General features: G+C 71.1%; 23 protein-coding genes and 5 pseudogenes. 18 read left to right on the top strand and 10 right to left on the bottom strand.

What is annotated here, in order from left to right; genetic code table 11:
• Positions 1-84 precede the first annotated feature (84 nt).
• The 3 genes and pseudogenes from ACODNG_RS12865 to ACODNG_RS12855 all read left to right on the top strand — a co-directional run bounded on the left by ACODNG_RS12865 (position 85) and on the right by ACODNG_RS12855 (position 1,986).
• Positions 85-330 (top strand): PRC-barrel domain-containing protein, encoded by a 246-nt coding sequence (locus ACODNG_RS12865; RefSeq protein ID WP_092920292.1) that lies wholly within the window; start codon positions 85-87, stop codon positions 328-330.
• Entirely contained in the window at positions 330-788 is a 459-nt protein-coding gene (locus ACODNG_RS12860; RefSeq protein WP_017344245.1) for an NOB1 family endonuclease, read from the top strand. The genes ACODNG_RS12865 and ACODNG_RS12860 overlap by 1 nt, the downstream gene beginning before the upstream one ends.
• A gap of 96 nt (positions 789-884) precedes the next feature.
• Positions 885-1,986 (top strand): annotated as a pseudogene (locus ACODNG_RS12855) (DUF2891 domain-containing protein).
• 31 nt (positions 1,987-2,017) lie between these two features.
• Here the strand turns inward: ACODNG_RS12855 and uppS are convergent.
• Positions 2,018-2,977: a polyprenyl diphosphate synthase gene (uppS, locus tag ACODNG_RS12850; protein WP_434521628.1), complete on the bottom strand. Its 960-nt coding sequence runs from the start codon at positions 2,975-2,977 to the stop codon at positions 2,018-2,020.
• A 61-nt stretch (positions 2,978-3,038) separates the two neighbouring features.
• Here uppS and lwrS point away from each other — a divergent pair, with 61 nt between their 5' ends.
• The 4 genes from lwrS to ACODNG_RS12830 all read left to right on the top strand — a co-directional run bounded on the left by lwrS (position 3,039) and on the right by ACODNG_RS12830 (position 5,142).
• A complete protein-coding gene (gene lwrS / locus ACODNG_RS12845; RefSeq protein ID WP_434521627.1) occupies positions 3,039-3,422 on the top strand; it encodes an LWR-salt protein in 384 nt (127 codons plus the stop codon).
• A 131-nt stretch (positions 3,423-3,553) separates the two neighbouring features.
• Entirely contained in the window at positions 3,554-4,270 is a 717-nt protein-coding gene (locus tag ACODNG_RS12840; protein ID WP_434521626.1) for an HAD family hydrolase, read from the top strand.
• 34 nt (positions 4,271-4,304) lie between these two features.
• The gene (locus ACODNG_RS12835; protein ID WP_434521625.1) at positions 4,305-4,634 is read left to right on the top strand and encodes a PadR family transcriptional regulator; all 330 of its coding nucleotides are present in this window, start codon (positions 4,305-4,307) and stop codon (positions 4,632-4,634) included.
• A gap of 25 nt (positions 4,635-4,659) precedes the next feature.
• On the top strand, positions 4,660-5,142 hold the full coding sequence (locus ACODNG_RS12830) for a CopG family ribbon-helix-helix protein (protein WP_434521624.1): 483 nt from the start codon (positions 4,660-4,662) through the stop codon (positions 5,140-5,142).
• A 30-nt stretch (positions 5,143-5,172) separates the two neighbouring features.
• Here ACODNG_RS12830 and ACODNG_RS12825 read toward each other — a convergent pair.
• Positions 5,173-7,412, bottom strand: a pseudogene (locus tag ACODNG_RS12825) (AAA family ATPase).
• A gap of 119 nt (positions 7,413-7,531) precedes the next feature.
• Between ACODNG_RS12825 and ACODNG_RS12820 the strand changes: the two are divergent.
• The 3 genes from ACODNG_RS12820 (at position 7,532) to ACODNG_RS12810 (ending at position 10,424) form a co-directional block, all read left to right on the top strand.
• Complete coding sequence (locus ACODNG_RS12820) at positions 7,532-8,077, top strand: hypothetical protein (protein WP_434521623.1); 546 nt, start codon at positions 7,532-7,534, stop codon at positions 8,075-8,077.
• Between the two features lie 196 nt (positions 8,078-8,273).
• A complete protein-coding gene (locus tag ACODNG_RS12815) occupies positions 8,274-9,188 on the top strand; it encodes a phosphotransferase family protein (protein ID WP_434521622.1) in 915 nt (304 codons plus the stop codon).
• Positions 9,189-9,275: 87 nt separating this feature from the next.
• A complete protein-coding gene (locus tag ACODNG_RS12810; protein WP_434523099.1) occupies positions 9,276-10,424 on the top strand; it encodes a tRNA-intron lyase in 1,149 nt (382 codons plus the stop codon).
• 1 nt (position 10,425) lies between these two features.
• Here the strand turns inward: ACODNG_RS12810 and ACODNG_RS12805 are convergent, their stop codons facing one another.
• Positions 10,426-10,923 (bottom strand): hypothetical protein, encoded by a 498-nt coding sequence (locus ACODNG_RS12805; protein WP_434521621.1) that lies wholly within the window; start codon positions 10,921-10,923, stop codon positions 10,426-10,428.
• A gap of 133 nt (positions 10,924-11,056) precedes the next feature.
• Between ACODNG_RS12805 and ACODNG_RS12800 the strand changes: the two genes are divergently transcribed.
• Positions 11,057-11,659 carry a hypothetical protein gene (locus ACODNG_RS12800; RefSeq protein WP_434521620.1) on the top strand — a complete coding sequence of 201 codons (603 nt, stop codon included), beginning with the start codon at positions 11,057-11,059 and terminating at the stop codon, positions 11,657-11,659.
• Between the two features lie 26 nt (positions 11,660-11,685).
• Here the strand turns inward: ACODNG_RS12800 and serS are convergent, their stop codons facing one another.
• From serS to ACODNG_RS12785, 3 genes and pseudogenes are all read right to left on the bottom strand, one after another.
• Positions 11,686-13,056 carry a serine--tRNA ligase gene (serS, locus tag ACODNG_RS12795; protein WP_434521619.1) on the bottom strand — a complete coding sequence of 457 codons (1,371 nt, stop codon included), beginning with the start codon at positions 13,054-13,056 and terminating at the stop codon, positions 11,686-11,688.
• Between the two features lie 127 nt (positions 13,057-13,183).
• Positions 13,184-13,422 (bottom strand): annotated as a pseudogene (locus ACODNG_RS12790) (hypothetical protein).
• Positions 13,423-13,509: 87 nt separating this feature from the next.
• A pseudogene (locus ACODNG_RS12785) lies at positions 13,510-14,022 on the bottom strand (hypothetical protein).
• Positions 14,023-14,160: 138 nt separating this feature from the next.
• Here ACODNG_RS12785 and ACODNG_RS12780 point away from each other — a divergent pair.
• The 5 genes from ACODNG_RS12780 to yciH all read left to right on the top strand — a co-directional run bounded on the left by ACODNG_RS12780 (position 14,161) and on the right by yciH (position 20,607).
• A complete protein-coding gene (locus ACODNG_RS12780) occupies positions 14,161-15,534 on the top strand; it encodes a dihydroorotase (protein ID WP_434521618.1) in 1,374 nt (457 codons plus the stop codon).
• A 204-nt stretch (positions 15,535-15,738) separates the two neighbouring features.
• Positions 15,739-16,770, top strand: a complete 1,032-nt coding sequence (locus ACODNG_RS12775) for an AAA family ATPase (RefSeq protein ID WP_434521617.1) — start codon at positions 15,739-15,741, stop codon at positions 16,768-16,770.
• Between the two features lie 31 nt (positions 16,771-16,801).
• Entirely contained in the window at positions 16,802-17,962 is a 1,161-nt protein-coding gene (locus ACODNG_RS12770; protein WP_434521616.1) for a DUF58 domain-containing protein, read from the top strand.
• The gene (locus tag ACODNG_RS12765) at positions 17,959-20,259 is read left to right on the top strand and encodes a transglutaminase domain-containing protein (protein ID WP_434521615.1); all 2,301 of its coding nucleotides are present in this window, start codon (positions 17,959-17,961) and stop codon (positions 20,257-20,259) included. The genes ACODNG_RS12770 and ACODNG_RS12765 overlap by 4 nt, the downstream gene beginning before the upstream one ends.
• Before the next feature lie 54 nt (positions 20,260-20,313).
• Positions 20,314-20,607 carry a stress response translation initiation inhibitor YciH gene (gene yciH / locus ACODNG_RS12760; RefSeq protein WP_004046732.1) on the top strand — a complete coding sequence of 98 codons (294 nt, stop codon included), beginning with the start codon at positions 20,314-20,316 and terminating at the stop codon, positions 20,605-20,607.
• A 99-nt stretch (positions 20,608-20,706) separates the two neighbouring features.
• Here the strand turns inward: yciH and ACODNG_RS12755 are convergent, their stop codons facing one another.
• Positions 20,707-21,540, bottom strand: coding sequence for a geranylgeranylglycerol-phosphate geranylgeranyltransferase (locus ACODNG_RS12755; protein WP_434521614.1), 834 nt, complete (start codon positions 21,538-21,540; stop codon positions 20,707-20,709).
• Positions 21,541-21,657: 117 nt separating this feature from the next.
• Here ACODNG_RS12755 and ACODNG_RS12750 point away from each other — a divergent pair.
• Positions 21,658-22,705, top strand: a pseudogene (locus ACODNG_RS12750) (hypothetical protein).
• Between the two features lie 135 nt (positions 22,706-22,840).
• Positions 22,841-23,449: a helix-turn-helix domain-containing protein gene (locus ACODNG_RS12745; protein WP_434521613.1), complete on the top strand. Its 609-nt coding sequence runs from the start codon at positions 22,841-22,843 to the stop codon at positions 23,447-23,449.
• Positions 23,450-23,651: 202 nt separating this feature from the next.
• Here the strand turns inward: ACODNG_RS12745 and ACODNG_RS12740 are convergent, their stop codons facing one another.
• From ACODNG_RS12740 to fer, 3 genes are all read right to left on the bottom strand, one after another.
• Positions 23,652-24,887: a TIGR04347 family pseudo-SAM/SPASM protein gene (locus tag ACODNG_RS12740; RefSeq protein WP_434521612.1), complete on the bottom strand. Its 1,236-nt coding sequence runs from the start codon at positions 24,885-24,887 to the stop codon at positions 23,652-23,654.
• A complete protein-coding gene (locus ACODNG_RS12735) occupies positions 24,884-25,297 on the bottom strand; it encodes an Htur_1727 family rSAM-partnered candidate RiPP (protein WP_434521611.1) in 414 nt (137 codons plus the stop codon). The genes ACODNG_RS12740 and ACODNG_RS12735 overlap by 4 nt, the downstream gene beginning before the upstream one ends.
• A gap of 220 nt (positions 25,298-25,517) precedes the next feature.
• Positions 25,518-25,907 (bottom strand): ferredoxin Fer, encoded by a 390-nt coding sequence (gene fer / locus ACODNG_RS12730; RefSeq protein WP_434521610.1) that lies wholly within the window; start codon positions 25,905-25,907, stop codon positions 25,518-25,520.
• Between the last annotated feature and the right edge of the window lie 214 nt (positions 25,908-26,121).

The raw sequence follows: 26,121 nt of genomic DNA, 5'->3' as shown, positions 1-26,121 counted from the left end.
CGGCCGCGGTGCGACGCGCTCGTCTGTCCGTCACCCGTCCGACGGCCCGTGGCGTTTAATACCGTCGCCCGGAACCGTGAGGGTATGGTCGACATCCTCGCGGAGAACCTCTCCGGGAAGGCGGTGATGAGCGCCGACGGCACGGAACTCGGGGACCTCTACAACATCACGATGAACCTCGAGTCCGGCGAGCTGAACCACCTGCTGGTCAGCCCGCACGAACAGCTGCGGCCCGAACGCGTCGACTTCGAGGTTGACGAGATGGGGCGGCTCCGAGTACCGGTTGCGAACGTGCAGGCGGTGAAAGACTACATCGTCGTCGCCCGCTGATGCAGGTCCTCGACTCGTCCGCGTTCATCCACGAGTACACGACAGACGAGGACGTGGTCTCCATCCCGGCGGTCCACGACGAGCTCACCGGCGAGGTCGCCCTCCGCTTCGACGCGATGGAGGGTTCCGGGATGACCGTCCACGTGCCGGCGCCGGAGGCAGTCGACCGGGTCCGCCGGGCCGCGAAGGGGTCGGGTGACGCCGCGGAGCTGTCCGACACCGACATCCGGCTGATCGCGACCGCGCTGGAGCTTCACGCGACGCTCGTCACCGATGACTACGCGATGCAGAACGTCGCCGAGCGGCTCGACCTCCCGGTCGAGGCCATCGCCCGCGACGGCATCTCCGAGGAGCGGGAGTGGCGCTTCCAGTGCGTCGGCTGTAACCGCACCTTCGACGAGAACAAAGAGCGGTGTCCGATCTGCGGGAGCGACCTGACCCGGAAGAACCCGGCGTGAGCGGTCCGACCGCGTAGCGGCGCGCGAACTGATTCTGCGTGCTATCGTACCGCACACGACCGACCGATTGAACAGGCGTCCCGCCGACCACCAGCCGTGAACGCCTTCGAGGAAATCTCTCCGGACGCGCTCCGCGACGGACGGGCCGACGCGCTCGACGACGCGGTCGCGACGGCGCTGGCCGCTCACCCGCTCGACGGGGTCGAGACCGAGTACCCGCACTATCAGGGAGTCGTGGAGGGACCGGAGGCGCCGCCGCGTCCCGCCGAGGACCACCCCGTCTTCTACGGCTGTTTCGACTGGCACTCCGCGGTCCACAGCCACTGGGCGCTCGTGCGCGCGCTGCGCCTCGGCTCGGACCACCCGGACGAGTCCGAAATTACGGCGAGCATCGACGGGCGGCTGACCCCCGAGAACGTCGCTCGCGAGGTCGACTACCTCGACGAGAACCCCGGTTTCGAGGAGCCGTACGGCTGGTCGTGGCTGCTGCGCCTCGCCGCCGAGCTTCACCTCTGGGACGACCCGCGCGCCGACGCGTGGCGCGAGACGCTCCGCCCGCTCGAAGTGCGGGTCCGACGCGGGACCCGCGAGTCGTTCCTCGACGTCGACCGCCCGCAGCGCGTCGGCACCCACGGCAACACCGCGTTCGCGCTCGCCGGGGTCCTCGACTACGCGCGGGTCGTCGGCGACGCCGACCTCGAAGCGGAGACAGAGGCGACGGCGCGCCGCCTCTACGCGGACGACACCGCCGCGGTCGTCGGCGCGGAGCCGGTCGGCTGGGACTTCCTCTCGCCCGCGCTGACCGAGGCGGACCTCATGCGCCGCGTCCTCGACGCCGACGCGTTCGCGGCGTGGCTCGACGAGTTCCTCCCGGACCTGGCCGCCCCGCCGCACGACGCGCTGGGCTCGCCCGTCGACGTCGAGCCGGACGAGGGCGACGGCGCCGCGATGCGACCTGATCGGGCTGAACGTCTCCCGCGCGTGGTGTCTCGCGGGGCTGGCCGACGCGCTGGCCGGCCGAGAGGGACCGGCGGCGGCCCGGCTTCGGGAGCCGCTGGAGACCGCGGCGCGCCGCCACGCCGAGGCGGGGGCCGCGGACGTGCTCACCGACGATTACGCGGGGTCGCACTGGCTCTCCTCGTTCGCGCTGTACCTGCTGACGCGGAACGAGGGCGGGATCGCGCCGGGAGCGGTCTAATCGCGGTTCCGAGAGCGGCCCGCTCCGCGCGCTACGACTCCGGCGCGTCGGCGTCGACCGGGTCGGCCGCGTCGCCCTCGGCGATGCCGAGCGCGTCCTCGGAGAGGTCGCTGCCGTCGAGCCGCGGGACGCGGTCCCGGAGCCGCGAGGCGGCGGCGCGGGCCTCGGCGAACTCCACCTCTGCGAGCGCGCGCACCAGCGCGGCGGCCCGCTCCGCGCGGGCGCGCTGCCACGACTCCTCGCGCGACTCGTAGGTGCGGATCGCGCGCAGGAAGTCGGCCTCGGAGAACTCCGGCCAGTACGGCGCACAGAAGTAGACGGCGGCCTCGTTGCCGTTGGCGTGCCACGGGAGGAAGTTCGAGGTGCGCTCGTCGCCGCCGGTGCGGACGATCAGGTCCACGTCGCGGATCGGCCGGTCGTACAGCCGGGACTCGACCGTCTCGACGTCGACGTCCCCCGGCGCTATCTCGCCGGCGTCCACGTCGCGAGCGATGGCGCGCGCGGCGTCGAGCAGCTCGGTCCGGCCGCCGTACGCCAGCGCGACGTTGAGCGTGAACCGGTCGTTGTCGGCGGTGCGCCGCTCCGCGTAGTCGACCGCGTCGCGGACGCGCGGCGGGAGCCTGGGCACGTCGCCGATGGCCCGGACGCGCACGCCCTGATCGTGGACGCGGTCGGCGTCGGCGAACTCCCGGAGCTTGTGCTCCAAGAGGTCGAAGAGGGGTTCCAGCTCCTCATCCGGGCGGTCGAAGTTCTCGGTGGAGAAGGCGTAGAGGGTGAGCTCCGAGACGCCGAGGTCGGCGCACCAGTCGAGGACGCGCTCGGTGGTGTCGGCGCCGGCGCGGTGGCCGTCGGGGGCGTCGTCGCCGCGCTCGCGGGCGTACCGACGGTTCCCGTCCTGGATGACCGCGACGTGGTCCGGGACGTCGTCGATCTCGCGGCGGAGGTGCCGCCGGTACGCGCGCCCGACGAGGTCGCGGAGTCGCTTCCACATGGCCGTATATCACGCCCCCGAGCGGTATACCTTTATGGATCGATCGCTCGACCCCCGAGGCATGGAGGCCGCATACGTGTTCCGCGTCGCCCTCCGCCTCGATCCGACGGCCGCCGCCGTCGACCCCGACCGGTTCGAGACGACGATGGAGATCCCCGCGAGCGAACCCGGAACCGACGGCTGGCTCTTCTTCCGCGACCGCCTGTGGCGCGGCGAGGTCGGCGACGAGCCGGCGTTTCGGCGGCTTGCGGAAGAGCGGTTGGGGCTCGCGGACGCCGCGAGCGTCGAGGTCGTCGACGTCGACTTCCGAGAACTCCGCACCGACGAGGCGTACCTCGACGCGCTGAAAGACGCGATCGCCGCGGATCTGGACCGGTTCAACGCCGACTCGGTCGACGAGGTGCTCCGCAAGTACCTCGGCTCGTCGGTCCACGTTCGGGACTGAGCGAGAGGATTCGGAGCGGAAGGCCAAGGCCTCAGAGCGGAAGACCTCGGAGCGGAAGACCTCGGAGCGGGACGACCGCCTCGCTCCGAACCCGCAACGCACTTGCCGGTCCCCGGCGTACGGGTCGATCCATGGCCGTCGCCGACTACGATTTCCACCTGTTCGACCTCGACGGCACCCTCGTCGACGCCGAGTGGGAGTACACCCGAGCGGTGTTCGACCGCGTCGGCGACCGACTGGACCGCGAGTTCTCGGACCGAGAGGCGTACGTCCTCTGGCACGGACTCGGCGGCGCGCGCGCCGAGACCCTGCGCGGGATGGGGGTCGACCCCGACGCGTTCTGGCCGGCGTTCCACGACGTGGAGGATCCGGTCGCCCGCGCGGAGGCGACGTTCCTCCACGACGACGCCGCGCGCCTGCTCGACCGCGTGAGCGAGGTCGGCGGACCGACCGGGCTGGTCACCCACTGTCAGGAGTTCCTCGCGGACCCGGTCCTCGATCGCGTCGACCTCGCCGACCGCTTCGACGCGGTCGTCTGCTGCACCGACGAGACGGGGTGGAAGCCCGATCCGGACCCGATCGAGGCCGCGATGGGCGAACTCGGCGTCGACCCGGGCCGGCACCGCGGCTACTACGTCGGCGACGGCGAGAGCGACGTGGCGGCCGCCTGGAACGCCGGACTCGACGCGGTCCACGTTGAGCGCGTCGGCCACGACGACCGCGGCCGGTGCGTCCTCGGCGACCGGCGCGTCGAGCGCCTCGACGAACTGGTCGGCGGCGACGGGGGCAACGCCGACCGCCGCGGCGGCGTGCGCGTCGATTCCGGTGGCGCGGTCGACGCGTCGTGAGCGATTTATCCCTTCCCGGAGCGACTCGCGATCCATGACGAAGTGGTTCCACAGCGGCCGGCGCCGCGACCTCTGCGCGCTGCTGTACGAGCACGGCGAGCTGCGCGCGCAGTCGGCGAAGAGCCGGCTCGAATCACACTACGACGAGCGGATCGATCCTGGCTCCTTCTACGGCACCCTCTCCGCGCTCGTCGAGTCCGGCTACCTCGACCGCCGGACCGAGGGGATCGCCGACGTGTACGCGCTCACCGAGGCGGGCGAGACCGCGCTGCTCGACCACTACGCGTGGCTCGGCGACCGGATCGAGGGGGGCAACGGGTCCGAGCGAGGGCCCGATCGCGGCGACCCGGACCTCAAGGATTAACAACTTCGCCGGCGTGGGTTAATACATGACAGTCGTCAGCGTGTCCATGCCCGAAGAGCTGCTCGAACGGATCGACCAGTTCTCCGACGAACACGGCTACACCGGGCGCAGCGAAGTGATTCGCGAGGCCTCCCGGAATCTCCTCGGTGAGTTCGAGGACGCCAAACTGGAGGACCGTGCGCTGATGGCCGTGGTGACGGTGCTTTTCAACTACGAGACGACGAGCGTCGAGGAACGCATGATGCGGCTGCGACACGAACACGAGGGGATCGTCGCCTCGAACTTCCACAGCCACGTCGGCTCGCAGTACTGTATGGAGCTGTTCGTGCTGGAGGGCGGCTTAGAGGAGATATCGACGTTCGTGGGGAAGGTCCGCGCGACGAAGGACACGCTCACGGTGGATTACAGCGTCACGCCCGTCGACGAGTTCGGCGCCGGCGCCCTCGGCGAGGCGCACGCACACGGTTCCCCGGGGGGCGACGAGACCGCGACTCCCGAGGAGGACTGACCGGACCGACGGAGTCGCCGCTTCCCGCCCTTAGACGGTCTCGGGCCGGACCGATTCGAGCGCCGCGTCGAAGTCCGCGCCGGTGATCCCGACCTCGTCGGCGTGGTCGTTGGCGGCCTCCCCGTGTTCGTCGGCGACGCGCTCGATGGCGCGCATCGCGGCCGCCCTCGACAGGGCCGCTATCTCGGCGCCGGAGTACCCCTCCGTCTCGTCGGCGAGCCGCTCCAAGTCGACCTCGTCGACCAGCGGCTTCTCGCGCGTGTGGACCTCGAGGATCTTGCGGCGCGCCTCGCGGTCCGGCTCGGGCACCTCGACGTGGGTCTCCAAGCGACCGGGGCGGAGCAGCGCCGGGTCGAGCGCGTCCCGCCGGTTGGTCGCCGCGAGGACGACGAGGTTCGGGTTGTCGCTGGCGCGATCGAGTTCGGTCAGGAGCTGCGAGACCACCCGCTCGCCGACGCCGGAGCCGTCACCGCCGGCCGCGTCGCGGTCGGTCGCGACCGCGTCGATCTCGTCGAAGAAGATGATCGCGGGCGCCGCCTGTCGGGCGCGGTCGAACAGCTCGCGGACCGCCTTCTCCGACTCGCCGACGTACCGGTCAAGGAGTTCGGGGCCGGCGACTTGGATGTAGTTCACGCCGCTCTCGCCGGCGATGGCGCGCGCGAGCAGCGTCTTCCCGGTCCCGGGCGGGCCGTACAGCAGGACGCCGGTCGGGGGTCGGCGCCCGCCGCGTCGAACAGGGGACCGTACGACAGCGGCCACGTCACGGCGCGCTCCAGCTCCGCTTTCGCGTCGTCGAGACCGCCCACGTCGGCGAAGTCGGTCGTCGGCTGCTCGGCGACGTACTCGCGCATCGCGCTCGGCTCGACGTTCGCGTGGGCCGCCTCGAAGTCGGCCTTCGTGACCGTCACGTCGTCGAGCGCGGCCGCGTCGTCCTGCCGGGCGCGGCGCAGCGCCGTCATCGCCGCCTCCTGCGCGAGCCCCTCGATGTCGGCGCCGACGAACCCGTGGGTGCGGCTCGCGATCCGGTCGAGGTCCACGTCGTCGGCCAGCGGCATCCGGCGCGTGTGAACGTCGAGTATCTGCCGGCGTCCCGCCTCGCCGGGGACGCCGATCTCGATCTCGCGGTCGAAGCGCCCGCCCCGCCGGAGCGCCGGGTCGATGGTGTCGACGCGGTTCGTCGCGCCGATGACGATCACGTCGCCGCGGGCGTCGAGACCGTCCATCAGCGAGAGCAACTGGCCGACGACGCGGTTCTCCACGTCGCCGCCGTCGTCGCGCTTGCCCGCGATCGAGTCGATCTCGTCGAAGAAGACGATCGCCGGAGCGTCGTCGCTCGCGCGCTCGAACACCTCGCGGAGCCGCTCTTCCGACTCCCCTTTGTACTTCGACATGATCTCCGGGCCGTCGACGGTGATGAACGTCGCGTCGACCTCGTTGGCGACGGCGCGGGCGATGAGCGTCTTCCCGGTCCCCGGCGGCCCGTGGAGCAGGACGCCCTTCGGCGGGTCGACGCCGAGCCGGGTGAACACCTCCGGCTCGGAGAGGGGCAGCTCGATCGTCTCGCGGACCAGCTCCAGCTCCTCGTCGAGACCGCCGATGTCCTCGTAGGTCGCGCCCGCGGTGTGCTCCGCGGGCGGCGATCCGCCGGCCGTCGGTTCGGCGTCGTCTCCCGGCGGAGCCGTCCCGGAGCCGGTCGGTCCCCCGGTGCGGTCGTCCGTGCTCCGGGTCGGTACATCGGCCCGGTCGCCTGCGGATTCGGCGTCGTCGTCATACTCGACCGAGACGTCGGTCGAGGCGGTGATCCGGACGGTCCCCAAGGGGGCCGTCCGGGCGACGACGAACCGGAGGCCGCCGAGCCGCTCGACGTGGACGGCCTCGCCCTCGGTGACCGGGCGGTCGCGCAGTTCGCGGGAGAGCGCGCGCTCGACCACTTCGCGGCTCACGTCGACCTCGGCGAGGCGGCCGGGCGCGGCCAGCGTCACGCGGTCGGCGTCGGAGACGTCGACGGGGGCGATCGTCACGGTGTCGCCGACCTTCACGCCGGCGTTGGCGCGGGTGTCGGCGTCGATGAGGACGGAGCCGTCGTCGGCGTCTGGACCGCCCGGCCACACCTTCGCGACCGCGGTGCGCTCGCCGCGCACCTCGACCGTGTCGCCGCTGAGGAGGGCGAGCCGCTTGCGAGCCGACTCGGGGAGCCTGGCGATGCCCCGGCCCGCGTCCCGCTTCTCGGCGGCACGCACCGTGAGCCGGAGCCCTGCGGTGTCGTTCATACCCGTCGTTCTCGCCGGCGGCTCTTTATCCTTGTCCGGCCGGACAGCGCCGGCGCCCCGCCGCGGCGTGTGAGACCGATTCACAGCTTTTATTTTCGTTTGATTTTCACTTCCGCTCGATGACCGAGTCCGTACTGAACGTCGCTGCCTCCGTGTTCGTGTACGGGCTCGTCGTGGCTTTCCACGAGTTCGGTCACTACGGCGTCGGACGATGGGTCGCCGGGATTCCGGCTTCGAAGATCAAGGTCGTCCTCCTCGACTTCCCGCAGCACGTGGCGTTGCGTGACGAGGAAGACTGGATCAGACCGCGGGAACAGCCGCGATACGGCGAGATATACGCCGGGTACGACGCGGAGGCCGCGCGGACGAAGCACGTCGACCTGTACACCGCCGGAGGGCTGGTCGGACAGGCCGTCGGCGTCGCCGCGGCCGTTGGCATCTTGCTCGCCGTCGGGGGACGAGCGTGGGCCGAACTGTTCGTCGACCTGTCCGTGCTGCTGACGGCGTCGTACTTTCTTTTCAATCTCGGAGCGTCCTTCCGTTCCGCTCGAAACAGGCGGTACACCGGCGACTTCTCGGCGCTCTGGACGTACTCCCCGCCCGGGACCATCGCGGTCGTGCTCTTCTTCGTAGTCGTACACGGCGGTCTCTATCTCCTGTTGTGAGGGGACGCGATGACTGAAACCAGTCGGTCGCCTCGGTCGCTGGGGGTTTCGGTGGCAGCGCGCCTCCCGGCGTCGACGGGAATGTTCCGAACGGATCCGTTTTTTGTCTCCCCGCGAACGGACACGTATCAGTCGGCCCCTCGCCGGCACACCGCGTCGCGGACTGTCGGCGGCGGCCCGTTACACGGAACGAGCGATGGACCCCGAGATCACCGAACGGCTCGACGCGAGGTTCGACAACCACAAGGTTCGCCGTCGACTCCACGACGTTCCGCCCCACGAGGTGTACGAGGTGTCGGTCGACGGCCGTCTCGCCGTCTACAAGGGAGACACCGGTCCGACCGGGAACGCGGAGACGGAAGGGCGGGCGATGGCCGCCGTCGGGGACCACACCTCGGTTCCGGTGCCCGAGATGCTGTGTGTCGGAGACGGCTACTACGTCGCGGCGTGGCACCCGGACGCCCCTTCTGCCGAGGCGGACCACGAGGCGGACGAGGCGTGGGCCCGCGCCGCGGGGCGCGGGCTGGCGACGCTCCACGACGAGACGGCGCCGTTCGTCGACGCCTACGGCGCCTTCCGGCCGGAGGAGCCGTTCGCGGTCCGCGGGCGCGACGAGTGGCAGGCCGCCGCGGTCGAGTACGTCGAGGACCGCCGTCCGGTGCTCGCTCGGTACGGGCACGCCGACGTTGTCGACCGGGTGCTTGACCACCTCGCGGCGCGTCCCGACGCGTTCGCCGGTGCCGGCGAGCCGGTCTGCTGTCACGGATGGGCCACGCCCGAACACGTCGCTGTCGCCGACGGCGAGGTGGCGTGTCTGATAGACTTCGAACACGCGATCGCCGCGCCCGGCGAGTACGACTACTGGCGGACCGTGTTCCCGGCCTTCGGGCCGGGGGAGAGCGATCCTCGAACCGCGTTTCGGGAGGGGAACGAGTCGCTCCGGTCGCTGCCGGCCGGGTTCGAGCGGCGAGCGCCCCACTACGCGCTGTTGAACGCGGTGTACCACTTCGAATCGCTGTACGTCCAAGACCAGAACGACCCGGAGGAGACGGGGAGGAAAGCCGATCGGCTGCGGAGCCGGGTCGACGCGATACTCGACGATCTCGCGTGAGGGCCGCGCGGGGCGCCGGCCGCCCGCCGACCGCAACCCCCTTCCCTCGGCCGGCCGGTCTGACGCGTATCGCAACCGACCGGCCACCTGCGGGGCGACGCGGTCCGCGTCGGCGGGGACGCCCGCCAGCGCTTCTACGACGCCCGGGGGTACGGGCGACCGCTCGACGGCAACGAGATCGCGCTCTCGCGGGTCGAGGCCGCACACCTGCTGTTCCGCGGCGACCTCTCCGGGATCGAACTTGGGGATGATTCAGATCCCGTCGGCTTCGAGCGCTTCTTCGTCGCGAGCGCGGCGGCGGCCGACCGCTTCGCGGTGCGCTTCCTCGTCTACTCGGACCTGCGCGACCGCGGCTTCTACCTCTCGCCTGCCCGCGAGCCGTGGCCGGGCGGGAGCGACGCGCCGAGCGACGCGGTCGACTTCGTCGCCTACGAGCGCGGCGAGACGCCCGACACGGGCAACGTGAAGTACCCGATCCAGGTCGTCGGCGAGCGCGAGTCCGTCGCGGCCGCGGGACTCGCCGGGCGCACCCTCGCGGTCGTCGACGAGGAGTCCGACATCACCTACTTCGCGGCCGAGTCCGGCGGAATCGAGGGCGCGACCGACTACGAGCCGCCGGAGTCGCTTGCGGGCGTCCTCCTCGCCGACCGCGTCGTCGTCTGGGACGCCCCAGAGGACCTCTACGAGCGCGGCTTCTACGGGCGCCCGCTCACCGGGCGGGCCGCCGATGTCGAGGGCGCGCTCCAGCTCTCCCTCGTCGAGGCCGCGTCGCTGGCCGCCGACGGCCGGCTGTCGCTGTCGGCGTCGGTGGGGAGTGGAGACGTGGACGGAAAGAGGGGTGACGCCGCCGCCCGAATCGTCGCCCGCGGCCGCGACGTGGAGGGCGAGCGGTTCGACCGCCGGCTCGCCGTTTATAAGCGCCTCCGTGCGGCCGACACGGTGCCGAAGACCGGCTTCAAGTTCGGCGCCGACTTCCGGACGTACCTCGACGTGGAGACGGTCGATGACCTGCCGCACTCCGAGCATCTCGTGCGCGTGGTGGGACCGGCCCACGAGTTCTCGCCGCGCGAACTCTCGCTCGACGTGCGCCTCGCCGGCGGCGTCCGCAAGGAAATGGCCTTCGCGCTGACCGCGGTCGGGGGCGAGCATCCCGCGGAGCGCGGAGACACGCGAGAGGGCGACGCCGCCCGCAACGCCGACGTGGACTGGCTCTCGGTGGATCGGCTGACGCCGTAGCTCACTCCTCGATCGCGAAGGGAACGACGTAGGTCCGGTCGTTCGCCCCGAGCGAGAAGACGTACTCGCCCGACCGGTGTAGCACCGCGTCGCGGCGGTCCGACGCGTCCGGCGCGCTCGGATCGTGGCGGAGTTCCCACGTCTCCGTCTCGCCCGGAGCCAGTCCCCGCACGGTCAGGTTGTGGGTGCCCGCCGGGGCGTTCGCGGCCGTCTCCCACTCGGGCGCGTCCGCTCCCGATTCGGCGGCGTTCCGGAAGACGACCCACTGGTCCGGGTTGACCGGCACCGTCTCGTCCCCCACGTTTGTGGCGGTGACGCGGACGGTCTCGGCGTCCCGTTCGAGGGACAGCGAGAGGCCGCCCGCCCGCTCGTCCGGACACACCGGATCCTCGACCCGCTCGCCGTCCGGTCCGATCGCGGGACAGGCCGGGGCGCCGCCCGACAGGCAGCCGGCGACAACGACGAGACAACCGATCGCGACGAGCGCGAGCCGAGACATCATCGTCACGACGGCTCGCCGTTCAAAAAGGGGTTCCGAAGGCTACGACGATCGCTTTAGAACGACTGCGTTCGGGTGCGGGCGCCGCCGAGAGAACGGCAGGTTTTTCCGCCGGTGACGCGCTTCGACACCCATGGACGATCCCTCCACCTCCCCGTCGGAGTCGAGCAGGTACGACATCTCGACCGTCGACCTCAGCGACGACCGCTACGAGGTCAAACAGTCGATGGTGCGGAACAAGTACACCGTCCGCGACGGCGCCGGAAACGTCGTCCTCCGCGGGAAACAGAAGATGTTCAAGCTGAAAGAGGAGTTCCCGTTCGTCACCGGCGACGACGCGGACGCCTTCTCGGTGAAGGCGGGCGGAATCATGGACATCGGCGGGAACTACGCCATCGTCGACGCGGGCACCGGCGAGGAGGTGGTCGTCCTCGACGAGGACTACTCGCTGTTCGTCGAGAACTGGACGATCCGCGACCCCGAGACCGGCGAAGCGCTGGCGACGATTCAGTCGAAGAACAAGCTGCTGTCGGGGCTCCGCCACCTCGTCGGCGCCGCGAACCTGATTCCGAACAAGTACGAGATATTCGACGCCGACGGCGGCCACGTCGGCGACATCGAGGGGCAGTTCTCGATGCGGGACGCCTACACGGTCACCGTCGACGACGCGAGCGACGTACCGAAGGAGGCGGTGGTCGCGGCCGCGTGTATTCTCGACGCCTTGGAGAACCAGTAGTCGGTCGCGGAAAACAGCGGTCCCGCTTACTCCCCGCCCAGCTTCGACTCGCCGACCGCGTCGTGGCCCTCGATGACCTCCGTCCCGCCCATGTACGGGCGCAGCGCCTCGGGGACGGTGACGGTGCCGTCGTCGTTCTGGTAGTACTCCAAGATGGCGACGACGATCCGGGGAACCGCCAGCCCAGAGCCGTTCAGGGTGTGGAGGTACTCCGCGGACTCGTGGTGCTCCTCGCGGTACCGAATCCCGGCGCGGCGCGCCTGAAAGTCCTCGAAGTTCGAGACGGAGGAGACCTCCAGCCAGCGGCCGCCCTGTTCGGGGCCCTCGTCCATGTCGTCGGCGGGCGCCCACACCTCGACGTCGTACTTCTTCGCCTGCGTGAACCCGAGGTCGCCGGTACACATCTCCAGGATGCGGTAGGGGAGTTCGAGTCGGCGAAGCACCTCCTCGGCCTCGTCGACCAGCCCCTCGAAGCGATCGTCGCTCTCTTCGGGTCGGACGAAGTTCACCATCTCCACCTTGTTGAACTGGTGGACGCGGACGATTCCGCGCGTCTCGGTGCCGTGCTCGCCCGCCTCCTGCCGGAAGTTCGGCGTGTACGCCTGGTACTTCAGCGGGAGGTCCTCGCCGAGCAGGATCTCGTCGCGGTGGAGGTTCGTGACGGGCACCTCCGCGGTCGGGAGCAGCCAGAGGTCGTCGTCGTCGTACTCGTCCTCGTTCGACCCTTCTACCCGGTAGGCGTCCTCGGTGAACTTCGGCAGCTGCCCGGTGCCCCGCATCGACGCGGAGTTGACCGGGATCGGCGGGAACACGTCCTCGTACCCCTGCTCGCGGTGGACGTCGAGCATGAACTGGATCAGCGCGTGTTCGAGGCGCGCGCCGTCGCCCTTCGCGACGTAGAAGCCGCCGCCGGCGACCTTCGCGCCGCGCTCGAAGTCGAGGATCTCGAGCTCCTCGCCCAGGTCGTAGTGCGGCTCCACGTCGGCCGGGAGGTCCCGGAGTTCGTCGAACCCCTCGCGGCGGCGCTCGACGTTCTCCGACTCGTCTTCGCCGACCGGCACGGAGTCTTGGGGAATCTGCGGCAGTTCGAGCAGCGACTCCTCCAGCTCTTCCTCCAGCTCGTCGGCCCGTTCCTCGATCTCCTGAAGCTCCGATTTGAGCTCCTGCGAGCGCTCGATCGCCGCTTGGGCTTCCGCCTCCTCGCCGGCCGCCTTCAGCTCGCCGATCTTCGAGGAGACCTCGTTGCGCTCGTGCCGTAAGTCGTCGCCGCGCTGTTTCAGCTCCCGCCACTCCTCGTCGACGTCGAGTATCCGGTCGAGGTCAACGTCGACGCCCTTGTTTTCGAGCGCCTCGCGGACAACCTCGGGGTTCTCCCGGACGAACTGTCGAGACAGCATTTGTCGGGAGTTCCGCGGGGCGACCCAAAACCGTATCGGAGCGTCGGCATCGGTTGGCACGACGTGTCGACGTCGGTCGGCACGGCGCGTCGGCACCGCGCGACGCGAAGCGCGTCGTGGGGGCCGTTCAGGGAACGAACGCGAAGTTAGCGACGACCATGAGCAGCGCGAGACCGGCGACGACGACGCCCATCACGCGCATCATGAGGATCCGGGTGTCGCTCGGTTCGATCTGTTGGGTAGAGCCGTCGGCCGATCGCATCTGCCACGCGGTCATCCGTCGGGGAACGCTGCCATCGCCAGCGCGCCGCCGGCGACGAGGAGGGGAACGGCGACGAAGAACAGCCGGAAGGGTGCGGGGAGCATGTCCGGGCGTTGGTCGCGCGGACACACAAAAACTTGCGATTTCGAACATTCCCGCCGAACCACGACGGTCTCGAACGAGCGTCGCCGTCAGTACCCGCCCGGCAGCGCCATCCCGACGGCGAGCACGACGAGCGGAACCGCGGCGACGACCGCGTACCACAGCGGCGGCGACGAGGAGGATCCACGTCGAGTAGCCGTATCCGGTCGGGTCCCAGTCGATCCCGAGCCGCGGGAGGCCGGCGACGGCGACCGCCGGGGCGACGAAGCCGACGAGGACCCCGCCGAACAGCGCCGTGGTGAGGAACCCCTCGCTCCAGGCGGGACCCGTGTCGGCGGCGAACGCGACCGTCAGCACGACGCCGACGATGTACGGGACCGAGAGACCGATCGAGACGCCGATGTACGAGGGCGTAACGCGTCCCGCCGGGGGAGCGCGCGGAACAGCGCCCGGCAGCGCGTCGTCGCGAGGAACGGCGCGCACAGCCCCGCGGCGACGAGTCCGGGGAAGAGGAACAGCGCGAGCGCCCACAGCCACTCGACGACCGAGTCCGCGACCGCGGAGATCGCGGGGGTGGGGACAGAGAGGAGGGCAAGGACCATGCGGAAGACGAGGCGTTGCCGGCGACAAACGTCTTGTGGTGGCCGCGGCGGTTCGTCGACGGACGCGGTCGCCGCCCCGCCGCTCCGTGGCCGGGAACCACCAGCGTTTATCCCGCGCGCCGCGACCGGCCGACAACGATGCTCATCACGGGTGCGACGCTGGCCGACGGCCGGGTGCGAGACGTGCGTATCGGCGACGACGGGCGGATCGACGCAGTCGCCGAGGGACTCGGCGCCGACGCCGGCGAGCGCGTCCTCGAGGCCCGCGGCAGACACCTCCTGCCGGGCGCGGTCGACGTCCACGTCCACTTCCGCGAGCCGGGCGGGAGCCACAAGGAGACGTGGACTTCCGGGTCGAAGAGCGCGGCCGCGGGCGGCGTGACGACCGTCGTCGACCAGCCGAACACCTCGCCGCCGACCGTCGACGGCGACGCCTTCGACGAGAAGGGCGCGCTCGCGGCCGACTCGCTCGTCGATTACGGGATCAACGGCGGCGTGACCCCCGACTGGGACCCGGAGAGCCTCTTCGAGCGCCCCCTCTTCGCGCTCGGCGAGGTGTTCCTCGCGGACTCGACCGGCGACATGGGGATCGACGCCAACCTGTTCGCGGACGCGCTCGACGCCGCCGCGGCCCGCGACGTCCCGGTCACCGTCCACGCCGAGGACGCGACGCTGTTCGACGAGTCCGCGCTCGACGGCGACCTCGGTGGGGTCGGGACGGCCGCGACCGCGGACGCGTGGTCGGCCTACCGAACGGCCGACGCCGAGGTCGCCGCGGTCGAGCGCGCGCTCGCGGCGGCGGCCGACCGCGACGCGCGGGTCCATATCGCGCACACCTCGACGCCGGAGGCGGTCGACGCCGTCGTCGAGGCCCGCGAGGCCGGGGCGGGGGGAAGCGACGGCGACGGAGACGGGACCGACGCGGCGCCCCGCGTCACCTGCGAGGTGACGCCCCACCACCTGTACCTCTCCCGTGAGCGGGCGCGCTCGCTGGGGACGTTCGGGCGGATGAACCCGCCGCTCCGCTCCGAGTCGCGCCGCGAGGCGCTGTTCGCCCGGCTCGCCGAGGGCGACATCGACGTGGTCGCGACCGACCACGCGCCGCACACGGTCGAAGAGAAGCGGAAGGGACTGGTCGACGCGCCCAGCGGCGTCCCCGGCGTCGAGACGCTGTACCCCCTCCTCCTCGAATCGGTCCGGAAGGGGGAACTGTCGCTCGAACGCGTCCGCGACGTCGTCGCAGCGAACCCGGCCGAGACGTTCGGACTCGACCGGAAGGGACGGGTCGCCGAGGGGCGCGACGCCGACCTCGTCCTCGTCGACACGGCCGACCCGCGAGAGATCGAGGCCGCGGCGCTCCACAGCGCCCCCGCGTGGACCCCCTTCGAGGGCCTCCGCGGCGTCTTCCCGGAGGTCACGCTCGTCCGCGGCGAGGTCGTCTACGAGCGCGACCCGGCGACGGGCGCGGCGTCGTTCGGCGATCCGGTTGGCCGGAACGTCAGGGGGTCGTAGTCCCCCGAAGAACCGTCGGTCCCGAACGAGAGTCGAACCCCACGCGGGCGACGCCGAGAGACGAGATCCGGCGAGACGGACGGCCCCTCGCCGGCGGAACGCATATGCCGTTCCTCGTCTTACTCGGGGTATATCGATGATCACGGGGAGCATTCGCACGGTCGTATCCGGACGGGGAACCGACCCGGACGAGACCGACCGGCCATGACGGACCCCGGGGAGTCCGGACCGGTCGGAACGGGTCCCGCTGAATCGACCGACGGCGATGCGGAGACCGCCGGCGCGGCGGCCGGTGTCGGCGCGGCGATCGAACCCGAGACCCCCGCGGACGTCGCCGCGCTCGCGGACCGGATCGTGAGCGAGGTCGAGGACGTGATCGTGGGCAAGCGCGACGCGGTCGAACACGTCCTCGTCACCGTGTTGGCGCGCGGCCACCTCCTCGTCGAGGACGTGCCGGGCGTCGGGAAGACGACGCTCGCAAAGTCGGTCGCGCGCTCGATCGACGGCTCGTTCAAGCGCGTCCAGTTCACCCCCGATCTCCTCCCGTCCGACGTCACCGGCGTCAACGTGTTCAACCGCCGGACGGACGAGTTCGACTTCCAGCCCGGCCCGGTGTTCGCGAACGTCGTGCTGGGCGACGAGATCAACCGCGCCCCGCCGAAGACGCAGTCGGCGCTGTTGGAGGCGATGGAGGAGAACCAGGTGACCACCGACGGGACGACCCGCGACCTGCCGGACCCGTTCTGCGTGATCGCGACCCAGAACGACGTGGAGCCGGGACAGACGTACGAGCTACCCGTCGCCGAGGTCGACCGCTTCACGAAGAAGATCCGGCTCGGCTACCCGGACACCGAGGAGGAGGCGGCGATCCTCGGGCGGCTCGCCGGCGACCACCCGATCGACGCGGTGGAGCCGGTTGCGACGATCGCCGACGTGCGGCGCGCCCGCGAGGTCGTCGGCGAGATCGAGGCCTCGGAGGCGGTCCGGGAGTACGTGGCCCGGCTCGCGGTGTACACCCGTCGGAACGCGAAGCTCGGGGCGAGTCCGCGCGGGAGCCTCGCGCTGATACGGGCGTCGCAGGCCCGCGCCGCGCTCGCCGGCCGCGGCTACGTGATCCCCGACGACGTTCAGGCGGAGGCGCCGACCGTGCTCTCGCATCGGATCCGAACCGAGACGGGCGGGACGGACGGCGCCGACGTCGTCGACGACGCGCTCGACCGGATCCGGGTGGAGTGATGACGGCGACGCCGACCCCTCCCGCGCGCCGATGACGACCGCGCTCACCCGCCGGGGACGCGTCGCCGGCCTCGTCGGACTCGTCGCGGCCGCCAGCGCGCTTGCCGCCGGGGGGCGCGCGCTCGACGCGATCGTGATCCCGGTGGCCATCGCGCTCGCGGCCGGCTACGTTCAGGTGTCGCGCGTCGACACCCCCGCGGCCCGCCACGTGACGCCTCCCGACGGGTTCGTCGGAGAGACGCGGGACGTGCGCCTCGAGTTCGGGTCCGGGGCGGCGCGGGGCGGCGACGGCGACGATGCCTCACCCTCCTTTCTCGCCGACGTCGGCGTCCGGGTCGACGAGGGACTCGACGGGCCGACGACGCCGATCCGCGGGTCCGTCGGCACGGAGCCGGTCTCGTACCGCGTGACGTACCGCAGGCGCGGCGAGCGGACGCTCGGACCGGTCGAACTCACCGTCACCGACGTGTTCGGTCTCTTCGAGCGCGAGATGGTCATCGACGAGACCGCCGCGGTGACCGTGTACCCGCCCCGCGACCCGGTCCCGACCCGGTTCCGCCGGGAGCTACACGCGGTCGACGCGGTCGACGTGAGCCGGGAGCGCGAGGAGTTCGACCGGCTCCGGGAGTACACCCGGGGGGACGCGGTCCGTGACGTCCACTGGGCGACGACCGCCAAGCGCGACGAGATCGTCGTCAAGGAGTTCGCGGCCGAGACCGCCCGGAACCGGGTGACGATCGCCGGCGGGACGGACGTCAGCGGCGGCGACGAGGTCGGGGGGTTCGGGACGGCCGGCCGCGGCGACGGCGAGGGCGGCGACCGCTCCCCGAGCGCGGTCGCGGCCGACGAACTCGCGCGGGCGACCAGCAGCCTCGCGCTAGCCCTGCTCGACGACGGCGTCCCGGTCGACGTGCGGCTCCCCGGCGGTCGCGTCTCGGCGTCCCCGGGCGGACGGGGGCGGCGCGAGGTGCTCGAACTCGCGGCCCAGACCGGTCCCGGGGAGGTGACCACCGACGACGCCGACGTGACGGTCATCGCCGACACGAGCGGCGCCCGGTTCCGAACCGGCGACCGGGCGGTCGAGTTCGCGGAGCTGCGCCGCGAGGCGGACGAGGAGCGCTCCCCGAGCGGCGGGTCCGGGCGGAGTCGGACCGGCGAGGCGGCGGGTCGACGTGAGGTGACCCCGCCGTGAGCCGCGAGTCGTCCGCGGGAACGGCTCGCTCGCCGACCGAATCCGGCGGGAACGAACCGGGCGAGAACGACCGGCGGGCGGCCGACCCGGCGGTCGTCGGCGTCGCGGTCGTCGCCGCGGCGTACCTCACCGTGTTCTTCCAAGTGACGAACGTCGTCGGCGGGACGGCCCGGACTGCCGGCGTCGTCGCGGTCGCGGGGGTCGGCGGGGTCGCGCTGGCGCGGGTCGTCGGCGAGCGGACCGCGCTGTGGCTCGCCGGCGCGGTTCTCGTCGCCGGACTGTCCGGCTATCTCCTCGCGATCCCCGAGAGCCAGCGCGCGCTGTTCACGGTCCGGAGCGTCGCCCTGGACGTCCTCGCGCTGTCGACCGGTCTCTCCGTGTTGCGGCTGGCGCTCGCGGACGTCTGGGTGCTCGCGGTGGCGCCGGTGCCGACGTTCCTCGTCGGGTACTTCGCCGGGCGGGGACGGCACGTCGCGGCCGCGAGCGCCGGCGGCGGGACCCTCGGCTTCCTCGTGCTCACCGGCGACGCGGGAACCGAGGCGGCGGTCGCCGGCGTCGTCGGGCTGGCGCTCGCCGTCGGTCTCTCGACGCTCTCGACGCCGAGCCGCCGCCGCGGCCACGCCGGCACGTTCGCGGTGGTGGTCGCGGCGATGGTCGTCGCGAGCGCGACCGTCACCGTGATCCCGGCGGGCGCGGCGGCGCCGCTCGGGCTGGACCGCGGCACGGCGACGCTGGAGTCGAGCCTCAGCGGCGACGACGAGCTGGCGGTCGTCGGGACGACGCGGCTCTCTCCGGAGGTGCGGTACACGATCGAGAGCCCGGTCGAGCGGAACTGGCACACGGGCGCGTACGACACTTACACGGGCGACGGCTGGGTCAGGACGGGGGAGCGATCCACGCTCGGTGACTCGCTTTCCGGTCCGCCCGGGTCGAGCGAGTCCGTCACCGTCTCGATCACCGCGGAGACGGAATCGACCGCGCTGCCGGCGCCGTGGAAGGCGGTATCGGCGTCGACGGCGGACGGCGGGGCCGTTCGGCTCGACGAGCGCGGCAGCCTCCGGCTCGCGGAGCCGCTCGAACCGGGCGAGGAGGCGACCGTGGAGAGCCGCGTGCTCGACGCCGACCCGGCCGCGCTCCGGAACGCGAGCGCCGACTACCCGGCGGCGATCGAAGAGCGGTACACGCAGCTGCCGGAGAGCACGCCCGACCGGGTCGGCGAGCGAACGGACGAGATCACGGCCGCGGCGGACGCCGACTCGCCGTCCGAGCGGGCGGCCGCGGTCGAGGCGTACCTGCGCTCGGAGTACGAGTACTCGCTGACCGTCGAACGGCCCGAGAGCGACATCGCCGACGCGTTCCTCTTCGAGATGGACGCCGGCTACTGTGTGTACTTCGCGACGACGATGGCGGCGATGCTCCGGTCGCAGGGGATCCCGACCCGGATGGAGACCGGCTACACCCCGGGCCAACAGGTGGGCGAAGACGAGTACGTCGTGCGGGGACAGAACGCCCACGCGTGGGTGTCGATCTACGTGCCGGACCACGGTTGGGTGGCGTTCGATCCGACCCCGTCGGACCCCCGCGACGAGGCCCGAGACGCCCGGCTCGCGGAGGCGCGCGCCGGCGGCGCGGAGAACGTCGACACCGAGGAGTCCACCCCCAACCAGACGCTTGAGGTGGGTCCCAGCACGGGCACCCCTGACCCCACCGACGGTGACACCGCGTCGAGCGCGGACGGAAACGACTCGACCGACCCGGAGACAGGGGGTTCGAACGTGACGAACGGCACGGAGGAGAACTCGTCGGTCGACATCTCGCGTCTCGAAGGCGCGAACGCGGAGGGCGGCGGACCGAGCGTCGTGTCGGGCGATACCGGCGATAGTGGACTCCTCCCGACTCCGAGCGCCGAGACCGCGATGTACTGGCTGCTCGTCGTCGCGCTCGGGGTCGCGGGCGCCCGTCGGACCGGATTCGCGAGCCGCGCGACCCGGCGTATCGGACCGATACTTCCGCGGCGGCGGCGCGACCCGGTCGCGGACGCCGAGCGCGCGTTCGCGGACCTCGAACGGCTGCTCGCGGGGCCGTACCGCGAGCGGCGGCCGGGCGAGACGCCGCGGAGCTACGTCGACACGGTCCGGACGCTCGGCGCGGACGAGCGCGTCGAGACCGTCGCGGCCGCGTACGAGCGCGCCGCGTACGCCGGATCGATAACCCGCGACGAGGCCGACGAGGCCCGGCAGGCGGTCCGGCGGCTCGCGCTCGAACGGGCGCCGCTCATCGGGCGGTTCGTCCGCTGATCGGGGGGCCTCCCGACACTATTTAATACGGGCGTCCTGTAGATTCGGGCTGTAATGTCGGAAGTCTGCTCGACGTGCGGACTGCCCCAGGAACTCTGCGTCTGCGAGGACGTCGCGAAAGAGTCCCAGCAGATCAGCATCCGCATCGACGAGCGCAGGTACGGTAAGGAGGTAACGGTCATCGAAGGATTCGACCCGAAGGACGTTGACATGAGCTCCCTCTCGTCGGATCTCAAGTCGAAGTTCGCCTGCGGGGGCACCGTCGAGGACGGTGCCATCGAACTCCAGGGGAACCACTCGGGTCGCGTGGAGGACTTCCTCCGCGACAAGGGTTTCAACGTCGCGTGACCGTCACCTGACCGTCCGCCGTCGAGCGTCGATTCGAACCGCAACCGCGGCCGTTTTTATCGCCGACCGTCCCGGCCCGGAGCCGTCGCTTCGCCCGACTCAGACGACCACCGCGGCCCGACCGACGACGAACGCCGCCGCCGCGAGGAACGTGCCGTACTTGAAGCGGCGCTGCGCGGCGGCGGGGTCGGCGAAGCTCTCGTAGGTCGCGTACAGCATGACCGCGTCGGCGACCGCGACGACCGCGAGGTACGCCGCGCCGAGCGTCCCGGAGAGGTACGGGAGCGGGCTGACGGCGACGGCGATGACGAGTGCGGCCGCGCCGATCCACAGCGCGCGGCGCTCGCCGACCGCGATTGGAAGCGTGGTAAGCCCCTCCTCGCGGTCGCCGGCCACGTCCTCGACGTCTTTGATCACCTCGCGGGTGAACGTCGAGAGGCCGGCAAGCGCGGCGAGGACGAGGACAGAACGGGGATTGCCGACCGCGGCGCCGCCGAAGAGGAACGTCGACCCGACGAGGTAGGCGACCAGGGCGTTGCCCAGACCGGGCGTCCCCTTGAAGAGGCTCGTGTAGGTGACCAAGGCGACGAGGTTCACCGCGGCGATGCCGATCGAGAGCGGCGGGAGGCGGACCGCGGCCGCGACCGCGACCGCGAACCAGGCGATCGCGGTCGCGAGCGCGACCCGCGGGGAGACGGCGCCGCGCGGGATGGGGCGGTCGGGGCGGTTGACCGCGTCGATCTCGCGGTCGAAGTAGTCGTTGATGGCGTTGCCCGCGGCGACCGCGAAGACGGTCGTGACGGCCGCGAGCGCGGTCGGGAGGGCGGCGCCGCTCGCGCCCGCGACGAACGCGCCGGTCGCCGTGAGAGTCCCGGCGGCGACGCAGTTGCCGAGGCGAGCGAGTTCGACGATACCGCTGAGCGTGTCTCGCACGTCGTCCGCGTACTCCCGCCCCCGAGAAATAAACGGTGCGGGATCGGTCGACGCGCCTCGCGCCGCACCTCCGTACCCCCACGAACGTTTATCACGTCCGAAATGAAATAGCCGCGTATGGCCAAAGGCCTTGACGTCGGCACGATGAACATCCTCTCCGGACGGCAGGAAGGCGCGGAGACGGTGTTCGTACAGCAGCGCAACTCGTTCGTCGAGATCGAGTACAGCGACATGGCCGAACAAATGCTCTCCCGCAGCGAGGTCCTCCACATCCGAAAGGACGACAAGGTGTACGTCGTCGGCGACGACGCCCTCAACTTCGCGAACATCTTCAACAAGGAGACGCGCCGGCCGATGCGAACACGGAATCCTCTCCAGCGACGAGGCCTCCGCGATCCCGATGATCAAGCTCATCACCGAGCAGGTGGTCGGGGAGCCGTCGAAGCCGAACGAGCGGCTGTTCTACTCCAGCCCCGCGGACCCGATCGACTCCGGGCTGACAACGCTGTACCACGAGAAGACGCTCGAATCGATGCTCGGCGACATGGGGTACGACCCCGAGCCGATCAACGAGGGGATGGCGGTCATCTACTCCGAGCTGGCCGACAACAACTTCACCGGGCTGGGGATCTCCTTCGGCGCGGGGATGACGAACGTCTGTCTCGCCTACTACGCGGTGCCCGTCATGAAGTTCTCCATCGCCCGCGGGGGCGACTGGGTCGACGAGCAGACCTCGCAGGCGACCGGCACCCCGGTCGACAAGGTGACGAGCATCAAGGAGGACGACTTCGAGCTGGACTTCCGCACCGACGTGGGCGGCGTCGAGGGCGCGCTCGCCATCTACTACGAGAACCTGCTCGATTACGTCATCGAGAACATCACCCGCGAGGTCGACGAGGAGGACGTCGAGGAGGGCCTCGACGTGCCCGTCGTCGTCACCGGCGGCACCTCCAGCCCGAACGGGTTCGAGGACATCTTCGCCGACCACCTCGCGGACGCGAACATCCCGTTCTCGATCAGCGGCGTGCGCTCGGCCGACGAGCCGATGTACAGCGTCGCCAGCGGCGCCCTCGTCGCCGCGCGCTCCGAGGAGGGCGAGGAATCTGATTCGGGCGGCGCAGCCGACGAATCCGCCGAGGAGGCCGCCCCCGAGTCCGAGGACTGACGCCGGACGCAGCGACGCGGCGACGTGCCCGCGTTCTCCCCCTACTCTCCGCTTTTTCCGAACCGACCCGGACCGCCGCGCCGGATCTCGGGAATCCGCCGAAGAATAAAACCGACGCCGTCCGTAGCGACTGACATGTCCGACGCCGCCGGCGACGACGGCGACCGCCGTCTGCGGGTCGACCTCGACGTCGATCCGACCGGCGACAGCGGCTGTCCGATCGTCTCGGAGGCCGACGAGGCCGCCGAGGTGGCGGTCAACGCCGTGGGCGACGAGTGCGTCGTCGACGTGACGACGCCGGACGGGGAGGTGCGCCGCGGAACCGGCGAAGTCGACGAGGGCTGCCTCTGTCACGCGTTCGGGCGGCTCGGCTGCGCGCCGCACTTCCGGCGGGTCGAGGACGGGACGATTCTCGTGACCGCGTACGTCGACGACCGGGCCGCCGTCCGCGGTCTGGTCGACGAGCTGCGCGGCGTCGTCGACCGGGTGCGGCTCGTCCGGCTCGCGGTCGTCGAGGGACCGAACGCGACGGAGCAGGTCACCTTCGACCTCTCCGCGCTGACGCCGAAGCAGCGCCGCGGCCTCGAACTCGCGGTCGTCCGCGGCTACTTCGACGACGACCGCGACGTGCGCCTGCGCGACCTGGCCGAGGAGCTCGAGATCAGCAAGTCCGCGCTCTCCCAGCGGCTCCGCACCGCGCAGGCGAAGCTGGTGACGGACGTCTTCGATGACGCCGAGCGGTGAGCGCGGGTGCCTCTTGAAGCGATGCGACACGTGAAGCGGGACGCGGAGGGGCCGCCGAGCTCTTCGTCCGGCCATGAGCGACGACGACCCGCCGGGAGGTTCCCGCCGAACGGTTCTCGGCGAAGTACGGCACAGGAGGGGAGTCCGGGACCACGGGCGAGGCGAGGAGTAGGCGATAGCGACGACCGCCGCCCGGAGCGGCTCAGTCGTCGGCGGGCGCGGACCGGTCGGTCCCGTCAAGCCGCGCGAGCGCCTCCTCGCCGGCGCGCTCCGCCTCGGTGAGGTAGCACTTCGGATCCGGGGCGAACGGGTCGCCGTGCGCCGAGAGCGCGCGGAGCCGCGAGCCGCCGCGGCAGATCGACTGGTACGCGCAGTCGGCACAGCGGCCGGAGAGACGCTCCTCCCGGTCCCGAAGCCCGGAGAGGAGCGGGTTCGACTCGTCGGACCAGATGGCGCCGAACGACCGATCGCGGACGTTGCCGGGCGAGTACCCCTGCCAGAACTGCGTGAGGTGGACGTTGCCGACGGGGTCGACGTCGGCGACCCGCTCGCCGGTCGGGTCGCCGCCGTTGCGCTGGAGGTACCGGTAGATGAGCCGGGCGCGGTCGGTCCCCATCTCGCGGTCGGCGTACTCGACAAGGTGGCCGGCGTCGGCGTAGTTGCCGACGAGCAGCGTCTCTATCTCCTCGCCCGCCTCGTGGTACTCGCGGGTGAGGTCACAGAGGTCGGTGACCGCTTTCCGGGTCGCCTCCGGACTCAGGTCGACGTTCGAGATGTCGGCGCCGCGGCCGCCGTAGTCGAGGTGGTAGAAGCAGAAGCGGTCGACGCCGACGTCGACGAGCAGGTCGACGACGCCCGCAAGGTCGTCGACGTTGTGCTCCGTGATCGTGTACCGCAGTCCCGTCTTGAGACCGACGTCGAGGCAGGCCTCGATTCCCCGGACTGCGGCGTCGAACGCGCCTTCCTCGCCCCGGATCCGGTCGTTGCGTTCGGGCAGCCCGTCGACCGAGACGCCGGCGTACTTGAGACCGGCCTGCTTCAGTTCACGGGCGCGTTCGCGGGTGAGGAGGGTGCCGTTCGTCGAGAGCACCGGGCGAACCCCGCTGTCGTCGGCGTACGCGATAAGCTCCGCGAGGTCCTCGCGAACGAGGGGTTCGCCGCCGGAGAACAGCAGGACCGGGACGCCGAACTCGGCGAGGTCGTCGATGAGCGCCTTCCCCTCGGCGGTCGACAGCTCGTTCGGCGCGCCCTCGGCATCGGCGCCGGCGTAGCAGTGCTCGCAGTAGAGGTTACACCGCTTCGTTGTGTTCCAGACGACGACCGGGCGCCGCTGTTTCTCCTCGGTGATCTGCGGCTCCTTCGAGCCGTCGGCCGCGTCGTAGCGGAGCCCGTCGCTCTCGGCGTCGAGTCCGCACAGCAGCTTGCTGACGGAGATCATCGCGGTCCCTCCGCGTCGTCGGTGTCGGCGGTGTCGGTCGCGTCGGCGGCGTCGGCCGCGTCGGTCGCGGGCGCCCCGCCGCAGGAGGCGGTCGGCGTCCCCTCAGTCTCCTCGTAGACGCGCGGCTCGTCGGGGTCTGCGGACGACTCGTCGCCCTCTCTCCCGTCGTCAGCGAGCGACTCCGCGGAGTACCGGGACACCTCCCCGGCCGGACACACCCACACGTCGCGGGCGTACCACGCGAAGAGCTTGCTCGCCTCCTCGTGGGCGACGTCCGGCGTCGGCGCGGCCACCGTGCCGACGTGACGGAGCGGGTCCGACTCCTCCTCGCGGACGAACACCTTGAACCGGCGACCGTCGGCCGACCTGGGGCCGTTCGCATCCTCGCTTCGGTCCGTCTTCTCGACCATACGCCCCGTACGGACGGTCCCCCGAACGGGGTTTCGCGCGTTCTCACGGCCGCGAAATTCGCCCGAACCCGTTCGGGCGAGCCTGAAGGATGAGACGCGACCCATTTGGGAGACGGGTAGCGAGCGGCAGGCTCATCGCTACCGAAGCGGAGTGAGATTCGGGGACCGCGAGCGACGCGATCCCGCGTGAGAGCGGCCTGTCACCGCAGTAGAGAGCCGATCAGATGACGCGGTTCTGCAGGTAGTCGAGGTGTTTCGCGTTGTAGACGATCTTGACCTCGTCGGTAGCCGGACTCCCGATACAGGTGAGGCGGACGTTCTTCTCCTCGACCTCTTCGTCGGAGAGGATCTGCTGCATGTCCATGTCGATGTCGCCCTTCTTGACGATGGACGCGCAGTTCGCACACGCGCCGGCGCGACACGAGAAGGGCCAGTCGTAGCCCTGGGCCTCGGCCGATTCGAGGATGTACTCGCCCTGGTTGACTTCGAGGGTACCGTAGTCCTCGTCGTCGAGGTCGGCGTCGGCGGCCGCCTCGAAGAGGTCGTCGTCGTCCATCGACCAGCCGTGGTCGTCGAGCACTTCGTAGTTGAGGTATTCTACTGTGGGCATCACCTGCCGGTTTGAAGCCCACCTCATTAGGCTTTGCTGTTCCCCACTTGTCGCCCCCGGAGAGCAGGGCCGCGCGGCCGAACACGTTCGACCGACCGCAGCGATCCCGGCAACCTCCGGGGCACGCCGACGTATCGCGCCGCGCTCGACGAACCCCGTCGGTCCGTCGGCGCTCGCGTGACAGTTCGTTATCACGACTGATACGACGTGAGAA

The sequence above is a fragment of the Halorubrum sp. AS12 genome (assembly GCF_051122765.1).
Taxonomy (GTDB): Archaea; Halobacteriota; Halobacteria; order Halobacteriales; family Haloferacaceae; genus Halorubrum; species Halorubrum trapanicum.
The sequence above is the reverse complement of the archived record's forward strand: the minus strand, read 5'-3'. Positions and strand labels throughout refer to the sequence as shown.

Coding starts and splice junctions, on each gene's coding strand:
- ACODNG_RS12805 (WP_434521621.1), bottom strand. CDS start 10,923: ATGTCTCGGCTCGCGCTCGTCGCGATCGGTTGTCTCGTCGTTGTCGCC.
- ACODNG_RS12815 (WP_434521622.1), top strand. CDS start 8,274: ATGGACCCCGAGATCACCGAACGGCTCGACGCGAGGTTCGACAACCAC.
- fer (WP_434521610.1), bottom strand. CDS start 25,907: ATGCCCACAGTAGAATACCTCAACTACGAAGTGCTCGACGACCACGGC.
- ACODNG_RS12780 (WP_434521618.1), top strand. CDS start 14,161: ATGCTCATCACGGGTGCGACGCTGGCCGACGGCCGGGTGCGAGACGTG.
- ACODNG_RS12770 (WP_434521616.1), top strand. CDS start 16,802: ATGACGACCGCGCTCACCCGCCGGGGACGCGTCGCCGGCCTCGTCGGA.
- lwrS (WP_434521627.1), top strand. CDS start 3,039: ATGGAGGCCGCATACGTGTTCCGCGTCGCCCTCCGCCTCGATCCGACG.
- ACODNG_RS12775 (WP_434521617.1), top strand. CDS start 15,739: ATGACGGACCCCGGGGAGTCCGGACCGGTCGGAACGGGTCCCGCTGAA.
- ACODNG_RS12820 (WP_434521623.1), top strand. CDS start 7,532: ATGACCGAGTCCGTACTGAACGTCGCTGCCTCCGTGTTCGTGTACGGG.
- ACODNG_RS12745 (WP_434521613.1), top strand. CDS start 22,841: ATGTCCGACGCCGCCGGCGACGACGGCGACCGCCGTCTGCGGGTCGAC.
- ACODNG_RS12840 (WP_434521626.1), top strand. CDS start 3,554: ATGGCCGTCGCCGACTACGATTTCCACCTGTTCGACCTCGACGGCACC.
- ACODNG_RS12865 (WP_092920292.1), top strand. CDS start 85: ATGGTCGACATCCTCGCGGAGAACCTCTCCGGGAAGGCGGTGATGAGC.
- ACODNG_RS12800 (WP_434521620.1), top strand. CDS start 11,057: ATGGACGATCCCTCCACCTCCCCGTCGGAGTCGAGCAGGTACGACATC.
- yciH (WP_004046732.1), top strand. CDS start 20,314: ATGTCGGAAGTCTGCTCGACGTGCGGACTGCCCCAGGAACTCTGCGTC.
- serS (WP_434521619.1), bottom strand. CDS start 13,056: ATGCTGTCTCGACAGTTCGTCCGGGAGAACCCCGAGGTTGTCCGCGAG.
- ACODNG_RS12830 (WP_434521624.1), top strand. CDS start 4,660: ATGACAGTCGTCAGCGTGTCCATGCCCGAAGAGCTGCTCGAACGGATC.
- ACODNG_RS12740 (WP_434521612.1), bottom strand. CDS start 24,887: ATGATCTCCGTCAGCAAGCTGCTGTGCGGACTCGACGCCGAGAGCGAC.
- ACODNG_RS12860 (WP_017344245.1), top strand. CDS start 330: ATGCAGGTCCTCGACTCGTCCGCGTTCATCCACGAGTACACGACAGAC.
- ACODNG_RS12735 (WP_434521611.1), bottom strand. CDS start 25,297: ATGGTCGAGAAGACGGACCGAAGCGAGGATGCGAACGGCCCCAGGTCG.
- ACODNG_RS12835 (WP_434521625.1), top strand. CDS start 4,305: ATGACGAAGTGGTTCCACAGCGGCCGGCGCCGCGACCTCTGCGCGCTG.
- uppS (WP_434521628.1), bottom strand. CDS start 2,977: ATGTGGAAGCGACTCCGCGACCTCGTCGGGCGCGCGTACCGGCGGCAC.